This is a genomic window from Micromonospora sp. KC606, from assembly GCF_004348675.1.
GTDB lineage: Bacteria > Actinomycetota > Actinomycetes > Mycobacteriales > Micromonosporaceae > Micromonospora.
Window position 1 is genome coordinate 1 of record NZ_SMKN01000032.1, and the last position, 17,325, is coordinate 17,325.

Below are 17,325 nucleotides of genomic sequence, written 5' to 3' on the forward strand. Positions count from 1 at the left end.
CGACGGGGCGGGGCGGATCAGCCCGGGCGGCGGAAGCCGGCGACCGGCATGTGGTTGATGTTGGCCACCTGGACCGGTTTGCCGGCCCGGGGCGCGTGCACCATCAGGTCGCCGCCGAGGAAGAGGCCGACGTGGTGCAGGTCACTGAAGAAGAAGACCAGGTCACCGGGGCGCGCCTCGGAACGCGGGATGGCCTTGCCCTCGTTCCACTGGGCGCCGGTGAAGTGGGTCAGCGAGATGCCGGCGGCCCGGTAGGCGAACTGGGTGAGGCCGGAGCAGTCGAACGCGTTCGGGCCGGTGGCCCCCCAGACGTACGGGTCACCGACCTGCTGGCAGGCCACCCGGATCGCGGTCCGCGCGGCGCTGCTCACCACCCCGTTGATGGTCGGGCAGCCGGCGACCTTCACGCTGGTCTTCGGCATGGACGCCTGGAGCCGCTTGATCTCCGCGTTGATCTGGTTCTTCTTGGCGGCCAGCTCCTTCTCCTGCTTGACCTCCTCGGCGATCAGCACGTCGAGCTTCTGCTTCTCGGCGTCGAACTTCGCCCGCGCGTCGATGACGACCTGGAGATCGCGGCGCTCCTGCGCGGCGAGCCGGTCCAGGTAGGTCAGCTGCTCGGTGAGGGTGTCCGGCTTCGCGCTGACCAGCAGGGCGCCGAGCTCCTGTGAAGGGCCGGTCATGTAGTAGCGGGAGGCCATGTCGCCGACCCGGTTGAGAGCCAGCTCGGTCTGCAGGGCGAGCGGCTCGATCTTCTTCTGGAGTTCCTCCGCCTTCTTGCGGTCCTTCTTGAGCTGCGCCCGGACCTTGTTGTACTGCTCGATGGTCGGTTCGAGCTGCTCCCACTGCTTGTCGATCGCCGCCTCGATCTCCTCGGGCGAGGGCGCGGCGTGCGCCGGCGCGACGAGCATCCCGGCGCCGACGACCACGGCGGCGACCACCGTGATCAGGCGACGGGCAGCGCGGCGCAGACCGGCCCGACGAGCAGGTGGCTGACCCTGGACGTGACGATGGAGGGGCATGGTTGCCACCGGCACCGACTCCTTTGCAACCGACCGCCGGGCGCCTCGCAGAGGGGAAGACGGAGGCAGACGACCCACAGCGGCCGGTGCAACATTAGGGAAAGCGGGCAGCGGAATCAAGGCGACCTTCGGTCATTTCACATCTACGCGATCACCCGCACACAACCGGTAGTTCGGCTATTTTCCAACTATGGCCGTCAATACATCGTCCAATGTCACCACGCCGAGGGGTCGGCGACCGTCGCTCACCAGCACGATGTGCCGCCGCTCGCGCCGCATCGCCAGCAGCAGGTCGGCCAGGGTACGTTCCGGCGGAACCACGGCCAGCGGCCGGTAGACGTCGGCGGGAACCGGGGCCCGACGGGCCGCCCCCGAGTAGCCGAGTACGTCCTTCACGTGCACGAAGCCGAGCACCCGCCGGGTGGTCCGCTGCACCACCGGAAAACGCGACCGGCCGGTCCGGGTGGCCAGCACCTCCAGCGAGGCCGGCGACACGTCCTCGGCCACCGTGGTCACCGTCGACCAGGGTTGCAGCGCGTCGGCGGCGGTGCGGGCGTGCAGGGCCAGCGCGCCGGTGATCCGGGCGTGCTCCTCGGCGTCCAGCAGCCCCTCGGTACGCGCCTGCGACACCAGCCCGGCCAACTCCTCGGCGGTGAAGACGGTCTTCACCGTCTCGATGGCCTCGATCCGCCACAGCCGCAGTATCTGCCGGGCCGCCCACTTCATGGCCAGCAGCAACGGCTTGGTGGCCAGGCAGAAGGCCAACATCGCCGGGCCCAGCCAGAGTGCGGACGGCTCCGGCCCGGCCAGGGTGATGTTCTTCGGGACCATCTCGCCGACAACCGTGTGCAGGAACACCACCACGGCCAGCGCGATCACGAAGGAGAGCGGGCGCACCACCCCGTCGGGAAGCCCCCCCGCGTGGAACGCCGGCTCCAACAGGTGCGCCAATGCCGGTTCGGCGATCGCGCCGAGCCCCAGCGAGCAGACCGTGATGCCGAGCTGCGCCCCAGCGATCATCAGCGGGATCTGGTTCATCGCCGCCAGCGCCCAGCGGGCTCGCCGAGAGGTCGCGGCCAGCGGCTCGACCACCGTCCGACGGGACGCGATCAGCGCGAACTCGCTGCCCACGAAGAACGCGTTGCCGAGCAGCAACACCACGGCGATCAGCAGCTCAGCCATCACCCTCCGGCTCCTCGGGGCGCAACACCCGCACCTGCTCGATCCGGTGCCGCTCGACCTCGACCACGGTGAACTCGTAGCCGGCCTCGTCGACCGTCTCGCCGGGCACCGGGACACGACCCAGCCGGGCCATCAGGAACCCCGCGAGGGTCTCGTACGGGCCCTCGGGCAGCCGGAAGCCGGTCTGCTCGATAAGCTCGTCCGCCCGCAGCACGCCATCGACGAGGACGGTCCGTTCGCCGCCCGGCACGGTCAGGCCGGTCGCGTTCGCGTCGTCCACGGCGGCCGGGTCGAACTCGTCGGCGATCTCCCCGACCAGCTCCTCGACCAGGTCCTCCACACTCACCACACCGTCGGTGCCGCCGTACTCGTCGACCACGATGGCCAGGTCGGCGCCAGCGTCCTTCAGTGCGGCCAGCACGCCGTCGAGGTCGAGGCTCTCCGGGACGTACACCGGTTCCCGGGCGACCGCCGCGACGGTGGTCGACGCCCGGTGGGCCAGCGGCACGCCCAGCGCGTCCGGCACCCCGGCGACGCCGGTGACCAGGTCCAGGGTCTCCTCGTAGATCGGAAAGCGGGTCCGGCCGGTCCGCCGGGACAGGTCGAGCAGCTCGGCGACCGTGGCGGTGGCCCGCAGCGCGATCACGTCGACCCGCGGGGTCATCGCCTCGGCGGCCCGCTTGTCGCCGAAGCGGATGGTGCGCCGCAGCAGCATCGCGGTGTCCGGCCGCAGCGCGCCGGCACGGGCCGAGATGGCCGCCAGCAGCCCCAGTTCCTCCGGAGAACGGGCGCTGGCCAGTTCCTCCTGCGGTTCGACGCCGAGCTGGCGGACCAGCCGGTTCGCCGAGTTGTTCAATGTTTTGATCAGCCAGCCGAAGGCCCGGGAGAAGGCCCGCATCGGCCCGGCGGTGGCCAACGCGGCCGGCATCGGCCGGGCCAGGGCGAGGTTCTTCGGCACCAGCTCGCCGAAGAGCATCGAGATCAGGGTGGCCAGGGCCAGCGCGAGCAGCGGGCTGAACCGCTCTGCCCCGCCCAGCGGGCCGAGCAGCGGGGCGACGAGCCGGGCCAGCGCCGGCTCGGCGAGGTATCCGGTGAGCAGCGCGGTGAGGGTGATGCCGAGCTGCGCCCCGGAGAGCTGGAAGGAGAGCCCTCGCAGCGCGCGGCGTACCGTGACGGCGCTGGCGTCCCCCGCGTCGGCGCGCCGGTCGATCTCCGCCCGGTCGACGGTGACCAGGGCAAACTCGGCTGCGACGAAGAACGCGTTGCCGGCAGTCAGCAGCACGAAGCCGGCCAGGGGCAGCAGCGTGGTCACCAGCAGGTTGTCGATGTGCGCGATTGTTCCACGGGCCCGCCCCCGGCACGAGTACGGCGGCGGCACCCCCGTAGGTGCCGCCGCCGTCGTGGTTGCGGTTGTTCTCCGGGTACGGCCTCAGCCAGCGACCGGCTCGGTCTCCTTGTGGCCTGCGGTGGTGTCCGGCTTGACCGAGCGGAGCAGCACGCTGGCCACGTCGACGACCTCGACCTGCTCACCGGCGCCCTTGCCGTTGACCCCGTCGCTGAGCATCGTCGAGCAGAACGGGCAGCCGACGGCCACGGTCTTCGCGCCGGTGGACATGGCCTCCTCGACCCGGTCCACGTTGATCCGCTTGCCGATCTTCTCCTCCATCCACATCCGGGCGCCGCCGGCCCCACAGCAGAAGGAGCGCTCAGTGTTGCGCGGCATCTCGATCAGGCCTGCGTCGCGGTCGACGGCGGAGCCCGTCGAGTCGCGCTGGCCGCCGAGAGCGGCCCCCAGCACCTCGCGCGGCGGGGCGAAGACCCGGTTGTGCCGGCCCAGGTAGCACGGGTCGTGGTAGGTGACGCCACCGGCTACCGGCTGGACCGGGGTGAGCTTGCCGGTGGCGACCAGGTGGGCCAGGAGCTGGGTGTGGTGGACGACCTCGAACTCGCCGCCGAGCTGCCCGTACTCGTTGCCGAGAGTGTTGAAGCAGTGCGGGCAGGTGGCCACGATCCTGCGCTTGGACTTCTCCCGGCCCTCGAACGCCTCGTTGAGGGTCTCGACGTTCTGCTGGGCGAGCATCTGGAAGACGAACTCGTTGCCGATCCTTCGGGCCGGGTCGCCGGAGCAGGTCTCCCCCTCGCCGAGAATGGCGAAGGAGACGCCGGCCTCGTTGAGCAGGGTGGCGACCGCCCGGGTGGTCTTCTTGGCCCGGTCCTCGAACGCGCCGGCGCAGCCGACCCAGAACAGGTACTCGAAGTCGTCGACCTCGCCGACCCGCGGCACCACGAAGTCCAGACCCTTGGTCCAGTCCTCGCGGGTGTTCTGCGGGGCGCCCCACGGGTTTCCCTTGTTCTCCAGGTTGCGGAGCATGACGCCGGCCTCGGAGGGGAAGCTCGACTCGATCAGCACCTGGTATCGGCGCATGTCGACGATGTGGTCGACGTGCTCGATGTCGACCGGGCACTGCTCGACGCAGGCGCCGCAGGTGGTACAAGACCACAGCACGTCCGGGTCGATGACACCGCCTTCCCCGGCGGTGCCGATCAGCGGCTTGTCGGCCTCGGCGAGGGCCAGCGCGTCCACGTGGGCGAGCTGCGCGGCGGTCGCCTTCTCCTCGCCGGTCAGATCCTTGCCGCCGCCGGCCAGCAGGTACGGCGCCTTGGCGTACGCGTGGTCACGGAGGCTGAGCACGAGCAGCTTCGGCGACAGCGGCTTGCCGGTGTTCCAGGCGGGGCACTGCGACTGGCAACGGCCGCACTCGGTGCAGGTGCTGAAGTCGAGCAGCCCCTTCCAGGTGAACTGCTCGACCTGGGCGACACCGAACTGGTCCTTCTCCGGGTCGGCCTCCTCGAAGTCCAGCGGCTTGCCCTGGCTGGTCATCGGCCGCAGCGCACCGAGGCCGGAGCCGGCCGGCTTCTGCGGGTCACGCTTGAAGAAGATGTTGGGGAACGCCAGGAAGCGGTGCCAGGCGACACCCATGGTGACGTTCAGGGCGATCACGATGAGCCAGGTCATCGAGATGGCGATCTTGATGAGGGCGGCGATGCTGACGCCGGCCTGCGAGGCTGGCAGCAGCGCCCCCACCGCGTGGCTGATCGGGGTGGCCCAGACCGGGTACTCGAAGTGGTCGGTGGCGACCTTGAATCCCCGGATCACGAAGCCCATGATCAGCACCGAGAGCACGATGCCCTCGACGAAGTAGCCCTGCCACATCGTCGAGCCGGTGAACCGGGAGCGACCACCCGGTCGGGTGGGCCGGTTGCGGAACCGGATGGCGATCAGCACCAGGATGCCGATCGTGCCGAGGATCGCGATCAGCTCGGTGACCAGGCCGTAGATGGTCAGGCCGCCGACCAGCGGCAGGCCACCGGTCGGGGAGACGACCTCGAAGTACGCCTCCAGCACCAGCAGCGACAGCACGATGAAGCCGACCATCACGAACCAGTGCGCGGCGCCCACCACGCTCCACTTGAGCATACGGGTGTGCCCGGCGGTCTCCACCAGCATGACCTTGGCGCGGGCGCCCTTGTCGGTGAACCGCTCCGGCGCGGGTTGCCCCTGCCTGATGACTGCCACCATCTTCATGACCGCGCGCACCGCAAGCCACACCGCCACTGCGGTGATGGCGGCCGCGAGGATCGTGGTGACGATCTGGACGCTGCCCATCGAGTTGGCCTCCCGGTCTACTGCCTGTCGAGCGGCTTCGGCGACCGGGGCCGGGTTCCGGGCGGGACCGGCGTGACGCCGCTGCCGCACCCTCGACCGGACCGGTCGATGACCTCGCTCCGCTCGGTCATGCAGTGCAGCCTACGCGCAAGGTTACCCAGCAGTAACGTGAGACTTCTCGCACCTGGCCACGCCGCCCTGCGCACACCATAGGGTGCCCGGCGGGCCGACGCAGGACGGGGTTGCGCGAGGGTGACCTGGCGCGTGCCGGGCGGGCCGGCGTCGTGCCGCCCTGGTCAGCGCCAGCGGGAGAGCAGGATCAACGAGGCGACCATCCCACCGAAGCCGACCGCCAGGTTCCAGTAGCCCCAGGAGGCGACCGGGTACTCCTGCTCGGAGAGGTAGTAGACCACCAGCCATCCGATGCCGGCCACGATCAACGCGACCGCCGTGACCGGCAGCCACACCGGGCTAGGCTTGCGCGTCGCCGTCGCCGTCGCCGCCGTCGGACGCACGTCCGTCGGCGGGGTGTACACCTTCTTCTTGCGGACCTGAGACTTGGGCACGACGCTCTCCAGAGGGGTGACGACCTCGTCCGGCCTGACAACCGGGCGCGGGGGCGACGGTCCATGGCCAATAATGTTCGACAGCTAGCGTAGTCCGGACAGGCCGTCTGATCCATGAATGGGGTCGGACCAGTGCGCGGAGTGACCGAAAAGCACGGGTTTGCTCCGGACGGGCACGTCGACCCGCGCCGCGGCGGCGCACGAACCAGACGAGTCGGAGGGAACGCTCGGTGGAGTACACATCCGGCGCGGCGTCCTGGCAGAAGGCCATGCGGCGGGCGATCGCCGCGTTCCTGCCACGGCGCCCGCGTCAGCGGCGACCCGGGTGGTCGATCGGGGTGCCGTTGATCGCCGCCGCGGCCGGGCTGCTCTTCACCACCAGCGCCACCACCGCCGACGGCACCGCGCTGCGGGAGGACCGGCGCCCGGAGCTGACCCAGCTCATCGAGGACCGCCGCGAACGGGTTGAGTCCAGCGAGCTGCGCGCCGCCCGGCTCCGCGCCGAGGTGGAGGACCGGACCGCGGCCCTGGCCGATACCGACGGCCCGATCTCCGCCGAGCGATCCCGGGCCCGGGCCTCCGAACAGGCCGCTGGTTTCACCGCCCTCACCGGCCCCGGCGTTGCCGTCGAGCTCAACGACGCCCCGGGCCGCTCCGACGGCAGCCTGCCCAAGGGTGCGACCAATGACGACCTGGTCGTCCACCAGGGCGACGTCCAGGCGGTCGTGAACGCGCTGTGGGCCGGCGGGGCGGAAGCGATGTCAATCATGAACGTCCGCGTGTTGTCCACCAGCGCGGTACGCTGCGTCGGTAACACCCTGCTGCTGCACGGCCGGGTGTACTCCCCACCGTTCAAGATCGTAGCAATCGGTGATCCCGCCACACTCCAACGGGCTCTCGCCGAGTCGCAGGGAGTCCAGGTGTTCAAGCAGGCGGTCGACCACTGGCAGCTCGGTTACACCGAGACGGTCTCCACGGTCACCGTGCCCGCGTTCGAGGATTCGACCGCGTTGCGGTCGGCGACGGTGCCGCGATGAGCTCCGACGGTCGAGATCCACGTCACCGCGACCGGGGCGACGACGCCACGGCGTTCATCCCGAAGATCGACACTCCGGCGTCGTCGACCCCGAGCCGGCCCGACCCTGCCGGCCCGTGGCCCAACCCCGTCCTTCCGGCGCGTTCCCCGGCCAACCGACCGCCGGCGCACACCGCGCCGCCCGCCGGCCCCGCCAACCGGCCGGTGAGCCGACCCACCGAGGCACACCGGCCCGCGACACCGCCCGTCAACGGCTCCCCCGACAGCCGGCCCGTCGACGCACCGACACACCCCGGCGTCATCCCCGCTCGTCCCGCGCCGCCAGCCTGGCCGGGCGCCGGTCCGGCGGTGCGGCCAGCCGCGCCACCTCCACCGGTGGCGCCCACGTCACCCGCCGCCCAGCAGTGGCCGGCGGCCGCGCCGACCTCGCCCGCCGTGCCGCAGGGGCCCACCCCGCCGGGTACCGCCGTGCCGCAACCTGCACCCGAGATACGCCCGCAGTCCGCCACGGAGGCGCCGACCACGTTCCTCCCCCGCCTGGGCAACCGCGCGCCCCAGCGGCCCACCGCCGGCCCCGACGGCGGGCGTCCGGCCCGTCCGTTCCCGGCCGACGATCGTCCCGACCCGGGGGCCACCGCCATAATCCCGGCGGTGACCGGCCGTCCGCCGCTGGACTCGACGGCGCTGATGGGCGCGGTGCCCCCGGCCCCTTCGCGCGACAGCACACCCGGCGACACGCCTGCCGAGCCGCCGCAGCCGCGCCGGGGCGAGCGGGTGGTGCAGCTCCGCCCGGAGCAGACCGGCGAGGGCTACCGCAGCGTCTACTCCGAGCTGACCCGGCCATCCTTCGCCTCCCGGCTTCGCACCGGAGCCAGGGTCACCGGCGAGTTGCTGATCACGTTCGGCCTGGTCGTGCTGCTCTTCGCCGGGTACGAGATCTGGGGCAAGTCGGCCATCGTCGATGCCCACCAGGGCGACCTGAGCAACCAGCTCGCCCAGGAGTGGGGGCCGAGCGGTGACCCCACGGTGGCCCCCCCGACCGGTGGGCCGACGGCAAAGGCGAAGCCGCCGGTCGAGGGCAAACCGCTGGCCGGGCTCTACATCCCGAAGCTCGACAAGAACTGGGTCGTGGTGGAGGGTGTCGGCCAGAAGGACATCCGGTACGCCCCGGGCCACTATCCGAAGAGCGCCATGCCGGGCCAGGTGGGCAACTTCTCCGTCGCCGGGCACCGCAACCGGGCCACCTTCTGGCGGCTGGACGAGCTGACCGACGGCGACGAGATCGTGGTCGAGACGAAGAGCAACTGGTACGTCTACAAGGTGGTCAAGAGCCGCATCGTCAGGCCGGACCAGGTCGAGGTGGTGTCTCCGCAGCCCCTGCCGCTCAACGGGGGAAAACCTAAGCGGCTGCTCACCCTGACCACCTGCAACCCGAAGTTCGACAACTACCAGCGCCTGATCGTGCACGCCGAGCTGGCGGAGACCAGGGACAAGGCCACGGGCCGGCCGAAGGCGCTGGGGGGCTGACGGCGATGTACGCCTGGATCTGGCGCAAGTTGCCCTTCGGCCTGGCCGGCAAGCTCACCGGCTCGCTGCTGATCACCTCCGCCGTGGTAGCCCTGCTGTGGTACGTGGTATTTCCCTGGGCGGAGCCGCTGGTCACACCCTTCGACGACGTCCAGGTCACCCAGAACGACCAGGGTGTGCCCGGCAGCGACGGCGGTTCCAGCCCGGCCGGGGAGGAGAACCCCGGTGACGGGCACGACCTGCCGTACGACACGGAACGGAACAACACCCCGCCCTCCTCTCCGAACGAGTGAGCCCATGCGTGTCCTGGTCATCGACAACTACGACTCGTTCGTGTTCAACCTGGTGCAGTACCTCGGTCAGCTCGGGGTCGACTGCGAGGTCCGCCGCAACGACGAGATCGACGTCGCCGACGTCGGCCGCGTCGGCGCGGCCGGGGTCCTGCTCTCCCCCGGCCCGGGTAGTCCGGACCGGGCCGGGATCTGCCTGGACGTGATCCGGCATTACGCCGGCGAGCTGCCCATCTTCGGTGTCTGCCTCGGCCATCAGGCCATCGGTGAGGCGTTCGGGGCGACCGTGGCGCGCGCTCCCGAACTGCTGCACGGCAAGACCTCGGAGGTCCGCCACCACGACGTCGGGGTGCTCGCCGGGCTGCCCGACCCGTTCACCGCGACCCGCTACCACTCGCTCGCCGTGCTTCCCGAGACGCTCCCCGACGAGTTGGAGGTCACCGGCTGGACGGGTTCCGGCGTGGTCATGGCGATGCGGCACCGTACGCTGCCGATTGAGGGGGTGCAGTTCCACCCGGAGTCGGTGCTCACCGAGGGCGGCCACCTGATGCTGGCGAACTGGCTGGCGGCGTGCGGCCACACCGAGGCGCTGGAACGCGCCCCGGAACTCGCCGCCGAGGTGGATACCCGCCGACGCGCCGCCTTCGCCGCCATCTGACGCCCGTCGCCGCTGACACCGCCGCCACGCGCGTCCCGGCCCCGCATCGCGGAGTGCCCCGCGCTCGCGGACCAGCCGCGCCCGTTCCGGCACACGCTGCCGGCCCGCGCTGTTCCGGGTGCGCGGTGGCTTGGCTAGCAAGCTGTCCGGTTCGTGCCCGTAGGCGTGGACCGTCCCGGTTGCCGGGTTGTCGCGGTCCGGGTGCCTGCGGCCGGTGCGCCTCGGGGGAATCGTGGCCGCCGGCCGGTCGTTACACCCTCTGGACGACCGCAGCAGCAGCCCCGCCGCCTGGCCCGACGCCCACGGGTGTTGGTGGAATGGCGACGGGCCGCCGGTCGTTACACATGGTCCCGGCGTCGCGAGCCGAACGACGCCCGCGCCGGATCTGATCTTTTTCCCCTGTTCTTTCGTGCGCCTGCTGTGGTGCCCGCGGGTGGTTCCACCCCCATGGAACCGCGCGTGTCGACCCCCTTGTGAAGGAGCTTCCTGATGAACACGATCATGCGTAGGAGCGTTCTGGGTATCGCTGGTCTGGCGTTCGCCGGTGGCGTGTTCGCCGGCCCGGTGGCCGAGGCCCACGCTGCCCCCGTCGGCAGCGGGCCGGTCGCGGTGGCGCAGGCCGACAAGCCCGACAGTGGCCGGCTGATCCCGCACGGTGTGCAGGGCACGCAGTCGCGGATCGACCTGTCGGACGAGCAGGTCGGCAACGTGAAGGCGATCATCGCGGCGACGAAGAAGGCCGGGATGGACGAGCGGGCCGCGGTGGTGTCGATCGCGACCGCGTTGCAGGAGTCGAAGCTGGAGAACCTGGGTCACCTGGGTGACCGCAACGACCACGACTCGCAGGGCCTGTTCCAGCAGCGTCCGTCCTCGGGTTGGGGCACGGTGGAGCAGATCACCGACCCCGAGTACTCGACCACGGCGTTCCTGAAGGGTCTCAAGCAGGTCGACGGCTGGCAGGACATGCCGCTGACGCGGGCCGCGCAGACCGTGCAGGTCTCGGCCTACCCGGACCACTACGCCCAGTGGGAGCAGCAGGCCGCCGACCTCGTCGCCGAGCACTGGAACAGCTGACAGCACTGAGAAGCGCAGGGCCCGGTCCGTTCCCGGACCGGGCCCTGCCGCGTCACTACCGAACGGGTCAGTCGTCCGTGCGGCGGGCCGAGGGATCGGTGGGGAAGAGCACGCCACCACCACCGCCGTCGCCCGGGGTCGGGGTCGTGGCACCCGGCGTCGGAGTTGGAGTCAGAGTCGGCGAGGGATCCTGAGTGGGCTCAGGAACACCGATCTCGATGGTGACCTGCTTGCCCTTGGCGAGTCGGGCGCCCGGCTCCGGGTTCTGCCGGGTCACCTTGCCGACCTCGGACGCGGGCACCTGGTCGCCGTCCCGCACCCGGACGGTGTAACCAAACCGCTCCAGTTCCGCGCGCGCCTCGTTTTCTGTCAGGCCGGTCACCCGGGGAACCTCCCGGATGTTGCCCTTGGAAACCTCCACGGTCACCTTGGTGGCCTCCGCCACCGTCGATCCGGACTCCGGCGACACCTTCGTGACCTGCCCGGCGGGTTGAGGGCTGTCGACGTCCCTCCGGTCGACCACCAGCTTCAGCGCTGTGAGCTGCGGCTCGACGTTGGTGAACTGGGAGCCGACCAACCCGTCGGGGATCCTCACCTCGGGCTTGCCGCCGCAGACGTTGACCGTCACCTGGCTTTTCGGCTCGATCGCGCCGCCCGGCGCCGGGGTCTGGCCGGCGACGGTGCCCTTCTTGCAGGTGGAGTTGAAGACCTGCTCGCCGGCCACCGGCACCAGGCCGGCCTTCTGGATTTCCGCGAAGGCGGCGGCCGGGTCCATGCCGGCCAGATCCGGCACCGACACCCGCTCCGGATCGCGGTCTTGCATCAGCAGGGCCGCCACCAGCGCGATCACCGCCAGCACCCCCAGCGCCGCGAACGCCGCGATCGCCCACGAGGACCGGCGGCGGCGCTGCGGATCACCGACCCGGGCCGGGGCCTGTCGGGTGGGCGGGGCACCGACCACCTGGGTCGGGTACCCGGCGCCGGCCTGCGCCAACTGCGCCGTCTCGTCCTGCGGCATGACCGGGGTGGCCAGCACCGGGCGCCCGGCGGCGGCCCGAAGCAGGTCGGCACGCATCTCGCCGGCGCTCTGGTAACGGTTCAGCGGGTTCTTCGACAGCGCCTTCAGCACGATCGCGTCGACCGCCGGGTTGACGTCCGGGTTGATGTCGCTCGGGGTCGGCGGGGCCTCCCGGACGTGCTGGTAGGCGACGCTGACCGGGCTGTCGCCGACGAACGGCGGATGCCCGCAGAGCAGCTCGAAGAGCACACAACCGGCGGCGTACACGTCGGAGCGGGCGTCCACGGACTCACCGCGCGCCTGCTCCGGGGAGAGGTACTGCGCGGTGCCGATGACCGCGCTGGTCTGGGTCATCGTGGTGGCGCCGCTGGCCAGCGCCCGGGCGATGCCGAAGTCCATCACCTTGACCTGGCCGGTCTGGGTGAGCATCACGTTGCCGGGCTTGATGTCCCGGTGAATGATGCCGTGCCGGTGGCTGAACTCCAGCGCCGCGCACATGTCGGCGCAGATCTCCAGCGCCCGGCGCGGCTGCAGCCGCCCCTCGACGCCGAGGACCTCCTTCAACGTCCGGCCGTTGACGAATTCCATGACGATGAACGGGAGGGTCTCGCCGGTCGGCGCGGTCTCCTCGCCCGTGTCGTAGACGGCGACGATCGCCGGATGGTTCAGTGACGCGGCGTTCTGCGCCTCCCGGCGGAACCGCATCTGGAAGGTGGCGTCCCTCGCCAGATCGGTCCGGAGCATCTTGATCGCGACGTCCCGGCCCAGCCGGAGGTCACGTCCGCGGTGCACCTCCGCCATGCCGCCGTAGCCGAGCAGCTCGCCGACCTGGTACCTGCCACCGAGCAGTCGGGCCTGGGCTGTCATCGCGTTCGTCGTCCTTCGCTCGTCTTCGTCTCGCCGACACCCGGTGGGAGCCACATCATCCGACGGTACGACGTCCCGGCCGGATCGTCGCGCCCGTCAGCACTCAGCGCGCCGGATGTCACGCCGGTCGTGCCGGGGTGACCGAGCGGCAAGCCCATCCGCGCCCTGTAGGAAATCACGCCGGAGCAGACCAGGACCAGTACGGCCAGCAGGATAGCCACGGTCACCGCGCCTGACCTGGACCGGCGTACCGGAGCGGGGCTGGAAACCGGCTGCCGGGCGTACCCGACGGGACGGTCGGAGCGGATCGGGGCCGCCGGCACCGCCGCGGCGCCGCGCGGGTTCATCGGCGGCCCGGCCGGGGCCGACGGGCGCTGCGCCACCGCGGGCGGCTGCGGCTGCCGCGCGGCGACCATCGGACGGGCCTGGCCGGTTGCCGGCGGACGGTGCTGCTGGGCCAGCGCGGGCGGGCGCTGCTGCTGTCGAGGGGCGGCCGGCACCTGGGCCCGCGCCACCGGGGCGGCGGGCGAGGACGGCGCGGCCGAGACCGGGCGGGCGGACCCGCCGTTGCGCGACTGCTGGGAGAGGGCGGCCTTCGCCTGCCGAGCCACCGAGGCCAGCGCGGCGGCGCTCGGCCAGCGGTGCGCCGGATCCTTGGCAAGCGCCCGCTCGACGATCGCCTTCACCTGGGGCGGAATGTCGCCGGGCAGCGGCCGGGGAGTGTCCCGGACGTGCTGCATGGCGATATCCAGGGGGTTGTCCCCCTCGAAGGGACGGCGCCCGGCCAGGCACTGGTACGCGACGACGCCGAGGGCGTACACGTCGGAGGCGGGCGTGGCGACCGCGCCGTTGGCCTGCTCGGGCGATATGTAGGAGGCGGTGCCGAGCACCGAGCCGGCGGCGGTGAGCTGGCCGACGAGGTCGGAGCGGGCGATGCCGAAGTCGGTCAGCACCAGCGTCCCGTTGGGCCGGACGAGCAGGTTGCCCGGCTTCACGTCGCGGTGCACGATGCCCTTCTCGTGGGCCGCGTGCAGCGCGTCGGCGGCCTGGGCGACCAGGGCCATGGTCCGCCCCGGGGTGAGCCGGCCGTGCCGGCTCAGCGTCGCCGAGAGGGCATCGCCCTCGACGTACTCCATCACCAGGAAGGCGATGTGCTGGTCGTTGCCGAAGTCGTAGACGTCGACCACGCCCGGGTGGTTGATGGTGGCCATGGTCCGCGCCTCGCCGCGGAACCGCTCGGCGAAGCCCGGCTCGTCCAGCAACGCCGGGAGCAGACTCTTCACCGCCACCGTCCGGCCGAGCACCTGGTCGGTGCCGCGCCAGACATCACCCATGCCACCGCTGGCGATCCGCTCGTCGAGACGGTAGCGGTTGCCGAGCTGGACGCCGGGGGAGAGCATGTCAGCGGCTCCCGGGGTCGGCGGCGACCGCCTGCATGATCCGGCCGGCGATCCGGGCGGCCTCGGCGCTGCCGCGGCTGCCCGCCTCCTCCAGCAAGACGCAGACCGCGGAGACCGGGGTGCCGTTGCGGTCGACCGCGAAGCCGATGAACCAGCCGTGGTCGGGGGTGTTCGGGCCCGACTGGGCGGTGCCGGTCTTGCCGCCGACGGTGTAGCCGTTGAACTTCGCTTCCCGGCCGGTGCCGTTCTCCACCACGGAGACCATCATGTCCCGCAGGTCCGACGCGACCTGACCGCTGACCGGCCGGCGCAGCTCCCTCGGGTCGGCGTTGTAGTAGCTGGTGGTGCGGTCCGGGCCGAGGAGCTGCTTGACGAGGTAGGGACGCATCTGCCTGCCGTCGTTGGCGACCGTCGCGGCGATCAGAGCGCCCTCCAGCGGGGTCATCTTGACGTCTCGCTGCCCGATCGACGACTGGGCCAACGCGGCCGGGTCCGTCTCCCCGCCCGGCGCCTGCATGGCGCCGGTGCGGCTGGGTGCCACGGCCAGGCCGTCCTCGCCGAGCTGGCCGACGGTCAGGTCCTCCTGCTCGAAGCCGAACTGACGGGCCTTCTCCTTGAGCTTGTCGGCGCCGAGCTGGACGCCGAGCTGGGCGAAACCGGTGTTGCACGACTCGGTGACCGCGTCCATCAGGGTGACCTGCGACTCGGGGCAGATCGACGGGGCGGCGTTGCGGATCGGGGTGCCGGAGGTCGGCGGCGTCCAGCTCGGGCCGGCCGGGATCTGCGTCTCCTTGGTGATGCCGTTCTCCAGGGCCGCCGCGGCCACCACGATCTTGAAGGTGGAGCCGGGCGGCAGGGTCTCCGCCAGCGCCCGGTTCGTCAGCGGCCGCTCCGGGTTGGCCTCCAGCTTGTTGTACGCGGCGCTGGCCGCCTCGGTGTCGTGGCTCGCCAGCGGGTTCGGGTCGAAGCTGGGCATCGAGACGAGCGCCTGCACCGCCCCGGTGCGTGGGTCGATGGCGATCGCCGCGCCCTTCTTCGCCCCGTTGTTGTTGTTCCGCAGCTGTTCGTACGCGGTGTCCTGGGCGCGCTTGGAGATGGTGAGCAGCACGTTGCCGCCGCCCGTCTCGTCGCCGGTGAACATGTCCTTGATCCGGTTGGCGATCAGCGCGTCGCTGGTGCCGGCGAGGAAGTCGTTCTCGACCCGTTCGATGCCGGTGTCGGCGAGGTTGACCGGCTTGTAGCCGAGCACGTGCGCGTACTTCGCCCCGCCGGGGTAGGTGCGCTGGTACTTCAGCTTGCCGTTGGTCTCCTTGCTCGTGGCGAAGGCGGTGCCGCCGGCTTCGATGTTGCCGCGCCGGCGCTCGTACTCGGCCACCTGGACCCGGCCGTTGTAGTCACTGTTGCGGTACTCGTCGGCCTTGTATGCCTGGATCCAGTTCAGGTTGGCGAAGAGCAGGCCGAACAGGACCATGACGACGACGCCGACGCGGCGCAGGGGCGCGTTCACGGGCGGATCACCTCCGTGAGGGCGCCGTGCAACTGCTCCGGCGGGCCACCGCCGGGGCGGGCCGCCGGACCACGGCCCTGTGTAACCGGGCGTCGGGCGGCGTCGGAGACCCGCAGCAGCACGGCGATGAGCAGCCAGTTCGCCATCAGCGACGAGCCACCGGCGGAAAGGAACGGCGTGGTCTGCCCGGTCAGCGGGATGAGTTTGCTGATGCCGCCGACGATCACGAAGACCTGGAGGCCGAGTGTGAAGGCGAGACCACCGGCGAGCAACTTGCCGAACGAGTCCCGGACCGCCAGGGCCGCCCGCAGCCCTCGCTCGACGATCAGCAGGTAGATCACCAGCAGCGCGGAGAGGCCGAAGAGCCCGATCTCCTCGCCGATGCCCGCGAAGATGAAGTCGTTCGACACCTCGGGCAGCAGGCCGGGCTGGCCGTCGCCCGGCCCGGCGCCGAACAGACCGCCGGTGCCGAGCGCCAGCAGCCCTTGCACGAGCTGGTAGCCCCGGTCGTGCGGCTCGGCGAACGGGTCCAGCCAGATCTGGGCCCGGTCGTAGAAGTTCGCGAACGGTCCACCGATCGTGCTGCCGAGCACGTAGGCGAGGTAGGCCCCGCCGAAGAAGAGGACCAGACCGATCAGCAGCCAACTGACCCGTTCGGTGGCGATGTAGAGCGTCACGACGAACATGCCGAAGTAGAGCAGCGAGGTGCCCAGGTCCTTCTCGAAGACCAGCACCAGGAGGCTGATCAGCCAGACCACGACCACCGGGCCGAGGTCTCGGCCACGGGGGAAGTCGATGCCGAGGATCCGGCGGCTGGCCAGCGAGAGCACCTCACGCTTGCGGACCAGGTAGTAGGCGAAGAAGACCAGCAGCGCCAGCTTGGCGAACTCACCGGGCTGGATCGAGAAACTGTCGCCGAACTTGATCCACAGCTTGGCACCGTTCTGCTCGGAGAACCGCCCGGGCAGCACCGCCGGGATCATCACCAGCACGATGCCGGCCAGGCCCAGGGTGTACGCGTACCGGGAGACCGCGCGGTGGTCGCGCACCAGCGCGAGCAGCCCAGCGGCCAGCACCACCGAAGCTAGCGTCCAGGCGAGCTGGCGACCGCCGGTGCCGGCGAAGATGGCCAGCGTCTCCCGTTCCGCCGGGGCCGCCTTGGCCAGGTCGAGCCGGCGCAGGAAGCCCACGCCGAGACCGTTGAGCAGGGCCACCGCCGGCAGCAGCGCCGGGTCGGCGAACGGCGCGAGGAACCGGACCACCAGGTGCATACCGAGGAAGAGCACGGTCAGCACCACGGCCGGCATCCAGAAGTCCGGGGTGACCGTGTCGAGCATGTTCGCCTCGACGATCGCCCCGTACGCCGCCACCAGCACCATGGCCAGCAGCAACAGGGACAGCTCCGAGTTGCGCCGGGACCGGGCCAGGCGTACGCCGGGCTGCTCGCCCGTCGTGGCGGGCGAGGCTGCCGGTGTGGCCGCTGCGGTCACGGATCTGTCCTCGGGATCTCAGCC

14 protein-coding genes are annotated in these 17,325 nt (G+C 71.2%); 5 read left to right on the top strand and 9 right to left on the bottom strand.

From position 1 onward, the window contains the following. Nucleotides 1-17 precede the first annotated feature (17 nt). From E1193_RS10175 to E1193_RS10195, 5 genes are all read right to left on the bottom strand, one after another. Nucleotides 18-1,019: a C40 family peptidase gene (locus tag E1193_RS10175; RefSeq protein ID WP_132182572.1), complete on the bottom strand. Its 1,002-nt coding sequence runs from the start codon at nt 1,017-1,019 to the stop codon at nt 18-20. Between the two features lie 177 nt (nt 1,020-1,196). After that, on the bottom strand, nt 1,197-2,201 hold the full coding sequence (locus E1193_RS10180; RefSeq protein ID WP_132182512.1) for a hemolysin family protein: 1,005 nt from the start codon (nt 2,199-2,201) through the stop codon (nt 1,197-1,199). Further along, a complete protein-coding gene (locus E1193_RS10185) occupies nt 2,194-3,501 on the bottom strand; it encodes a hemolysin family protein (protein WP_132182574.1) in 1,308 nt (435 codons plus the stop codon). The genes E1193_RS10180 and E1193_RS10185 overlap by 8 nt, the downstream gene beginning before the upstream one ends. A gap of 129 nt (nt 3,502-3,630) precedes the next feature. Then, complete coding sequence (locus tag E1193_RS10190; protein ID WP_132182514.1) at nt 3,631-5,868, bottom strand: (Fe-S)-binding protein; 2,238 nt, start codon at nt 5,866-5,868, stop codon at nt 3,631-3,633. 296 nt (nt 5,869-6,164) lie between these two features. Next, nucleotides 6,165-6,434, bottom strand: a complete 270-nt coding sequence (locus E1193_RS10195) for a cell division protein CrgA (protein WP_132182516.1) — start codon at nt 6,432-6,434, stop codon at nt 6,165-6,167. Nucleotides 6,435-6,664: 230 nt separating this feature from the next. On the opposite strand from E1193_RS10195, the gene E1193_RS10200 reads away from it, so the two are divergent. The 5 genes from E1193_RS10200 (at nt 6,665) to E1193_RS10220 (ending at nt 11,019) form a co-directional block, all read left to right on the top strand. Then, nucleotides 6,665-7,471 (top strand): DUF881 domain-containing protein, encoded by an 807-nt coding sequence (locus E1193_RS10200; RefSeq protein ID WP_132182518.1) that lies wholly within the window; start codon nt 6,665-6,667, stop codon nt 7,469-7,471. Beyond that, nucleotides 7,468-8,997 (top strand): class E sortase, encoded by a 1,530-nt coding sequence (locus E1193_RS10205; RefSeq protein ID WP_132182520.1) that lies wholly within the window; start codon nt 7,468-7,470, stop codon nt 8,995-8,997. Before E1193_RS10200 ends, E1193_RS10205 begins: the two co-directional genes overlap by 4 nt. Nucleotides 8,998-9,002: 5 nt before the next feature. Further along, nucleotides 9,003-9,290, top strand: coding sequence for a hypothetical protein (locus E1193_RS10210; protein WP_132182522.1), 288 nt, complete (start codon nt 9,003-9,005; stop codon nt 9,288-9,290). A gap of 4 nt (nt 9,291-9,294) precedes the next feature. After that, on the top strand, nt 9,295-9,945 hold the full coding sequence (locus tag E1193_RS10215) for an aminodeoxychorismate/anthranilate synthase component II (protein ID WP_132182524.1): 651 nt from the start codon (nt 9,295-9,297) through the stop codon (nt 9,943-9,945). Nucleotides 9,946-10,434: 489 nt separating this feature from the next. Continuing rightward, a complete protein-coding gene (locus E1193_RS10220; RefSeq protein ID WP_132182526.1) occupies nt 10,435-11,019 on the top strand; it encodes a hypothetical protein in 585 nt (194 codons plus the stop codon). A gap of 67 nt (nt 11,020-11,086) precedes the next feature. Here the strand turns inward: E1193_RS10220 and pknB are convergent, their stop codons facing one another. The 4 genes from pknB to E1193_RS10240 are packed head-to-tail and all read right to left on the bottom strand — an operon-like array spanning nt 11,087 to nt 17,301. Continuing rightward, on the bottom strand, nt 11,087-12,904 hold the full coding sequence (pknB, locus tag E1193_RS10225) for a Stk1 family PASTA domain-containing Ser/Thr kinase (RefSeq protein WP_132182528.1): 1,818 nt from the start codon (nt 12,902-12,904) through the stop codon (nt 11,087-11,089). Further along, nucleotides 12,901-14,304: a serine/threonine-protein kinase gene (locus E1193_RS10230; RefSeq protein WP_132182530.1), complete on the bottom strand. Its 1,404-nt coding sequence runs from the start codon at nt 14,302-14,304 to the stop codon at nt 12,901-12,903. Before E1193_RS10230 ends, pknB begins: the two co-directional genes overlap by 4 nt. Before the next feature lies 1 nt (nt 14,305). After that, complete coding sequence (locus tag E1193_RS10235; RefSeq protein ID WP_132182532.1) at nt 14,306-15,811, bottom strand: penicillin-binding transpeptidase domain-containing protein; 1,506 nt, start codon at nt 15,809-15,811, stop codon at nt 14,306-14,308. Continuing rightward, nucleotides 15,808-17,301, bottom strand: coding sequence for an FtsW/RodA/SpoVE family cell cycle protein (locus E1193_RS10240; RefSeq protein WP_132182534.1), 1,494 nt, complete (start codon nt 17,299-17,301; stop codon nt 15,808-15,810). Before E1193_RS10240 ends, E1193_RS10235 begins: the two co-directional genes overlap by 4 nt. Nucleotides 17,302-17,325: the final 24 nt, after the last annotated feature.

Coding starts and splice junctions, on each gene's coding strand:
- E1193_RS10175 (WP_132182572.1), bottom strand. CDS start 1,019: ATGCCCCTCCATCGTCACGTCCAGGGTCAGCCACCTGCTCGTCGGGCC.
- E1193_RS10180 (WP_132182512.1), bottom strand. CDS start 2,201: ATGGCTGAGCTGCTGATCGCCGTGGTGTTGCTGCTCGGCAACGCGTTC.
- E1193_RS10190 (WP_132182514.1), bottom strand. CDS start 5,868: ATGGGCAGCGTCCAGATCGTCACCACGATCCTCGCGGCCGCCATCACC.
- E1193_RS10205 (WP_132182520.1), top strand. CDS start 7,468: ATGAGCTCCGACGGTCGAGATCCACGTCACCGCGACCGGGGCGACGAC.
- E1193_RS10210 (WP_132182522.1), top strand. CDS start 9,003: ATGTACGCCTGGATCTGGCGCAAGTTGCCCTTCGGCCTGGCCGGCAAG.
- E1193_RS10215 (WP_132182524.1), top strand. CDS start 9,295: ATGCGTGTCCTGGTCATCGACAACTACGACTCGTTCGTGTTCAACCTG.
- E1193_RS10220 (WP_132182526.1), top strand. CDS start 10,435: ATGAACACGATCATGCGTAGGAGCGTTCTGGGTATCGCTGGTCTGGCG.
- pknB (WP_132182528.1), bottom strand. CDS start 12,904: ATGACAGCCCAGGCCCGACTGCTCGGTGGCAGGTACCAGGTCGGCGAG.
- E1193_RS10230 (WP_132182530.1), bottom strand. CDS start 14,304: ATGCTCTCCCCCGGCGTCCAGCTCGGCAACCGCTACCGTCTCGACGAG.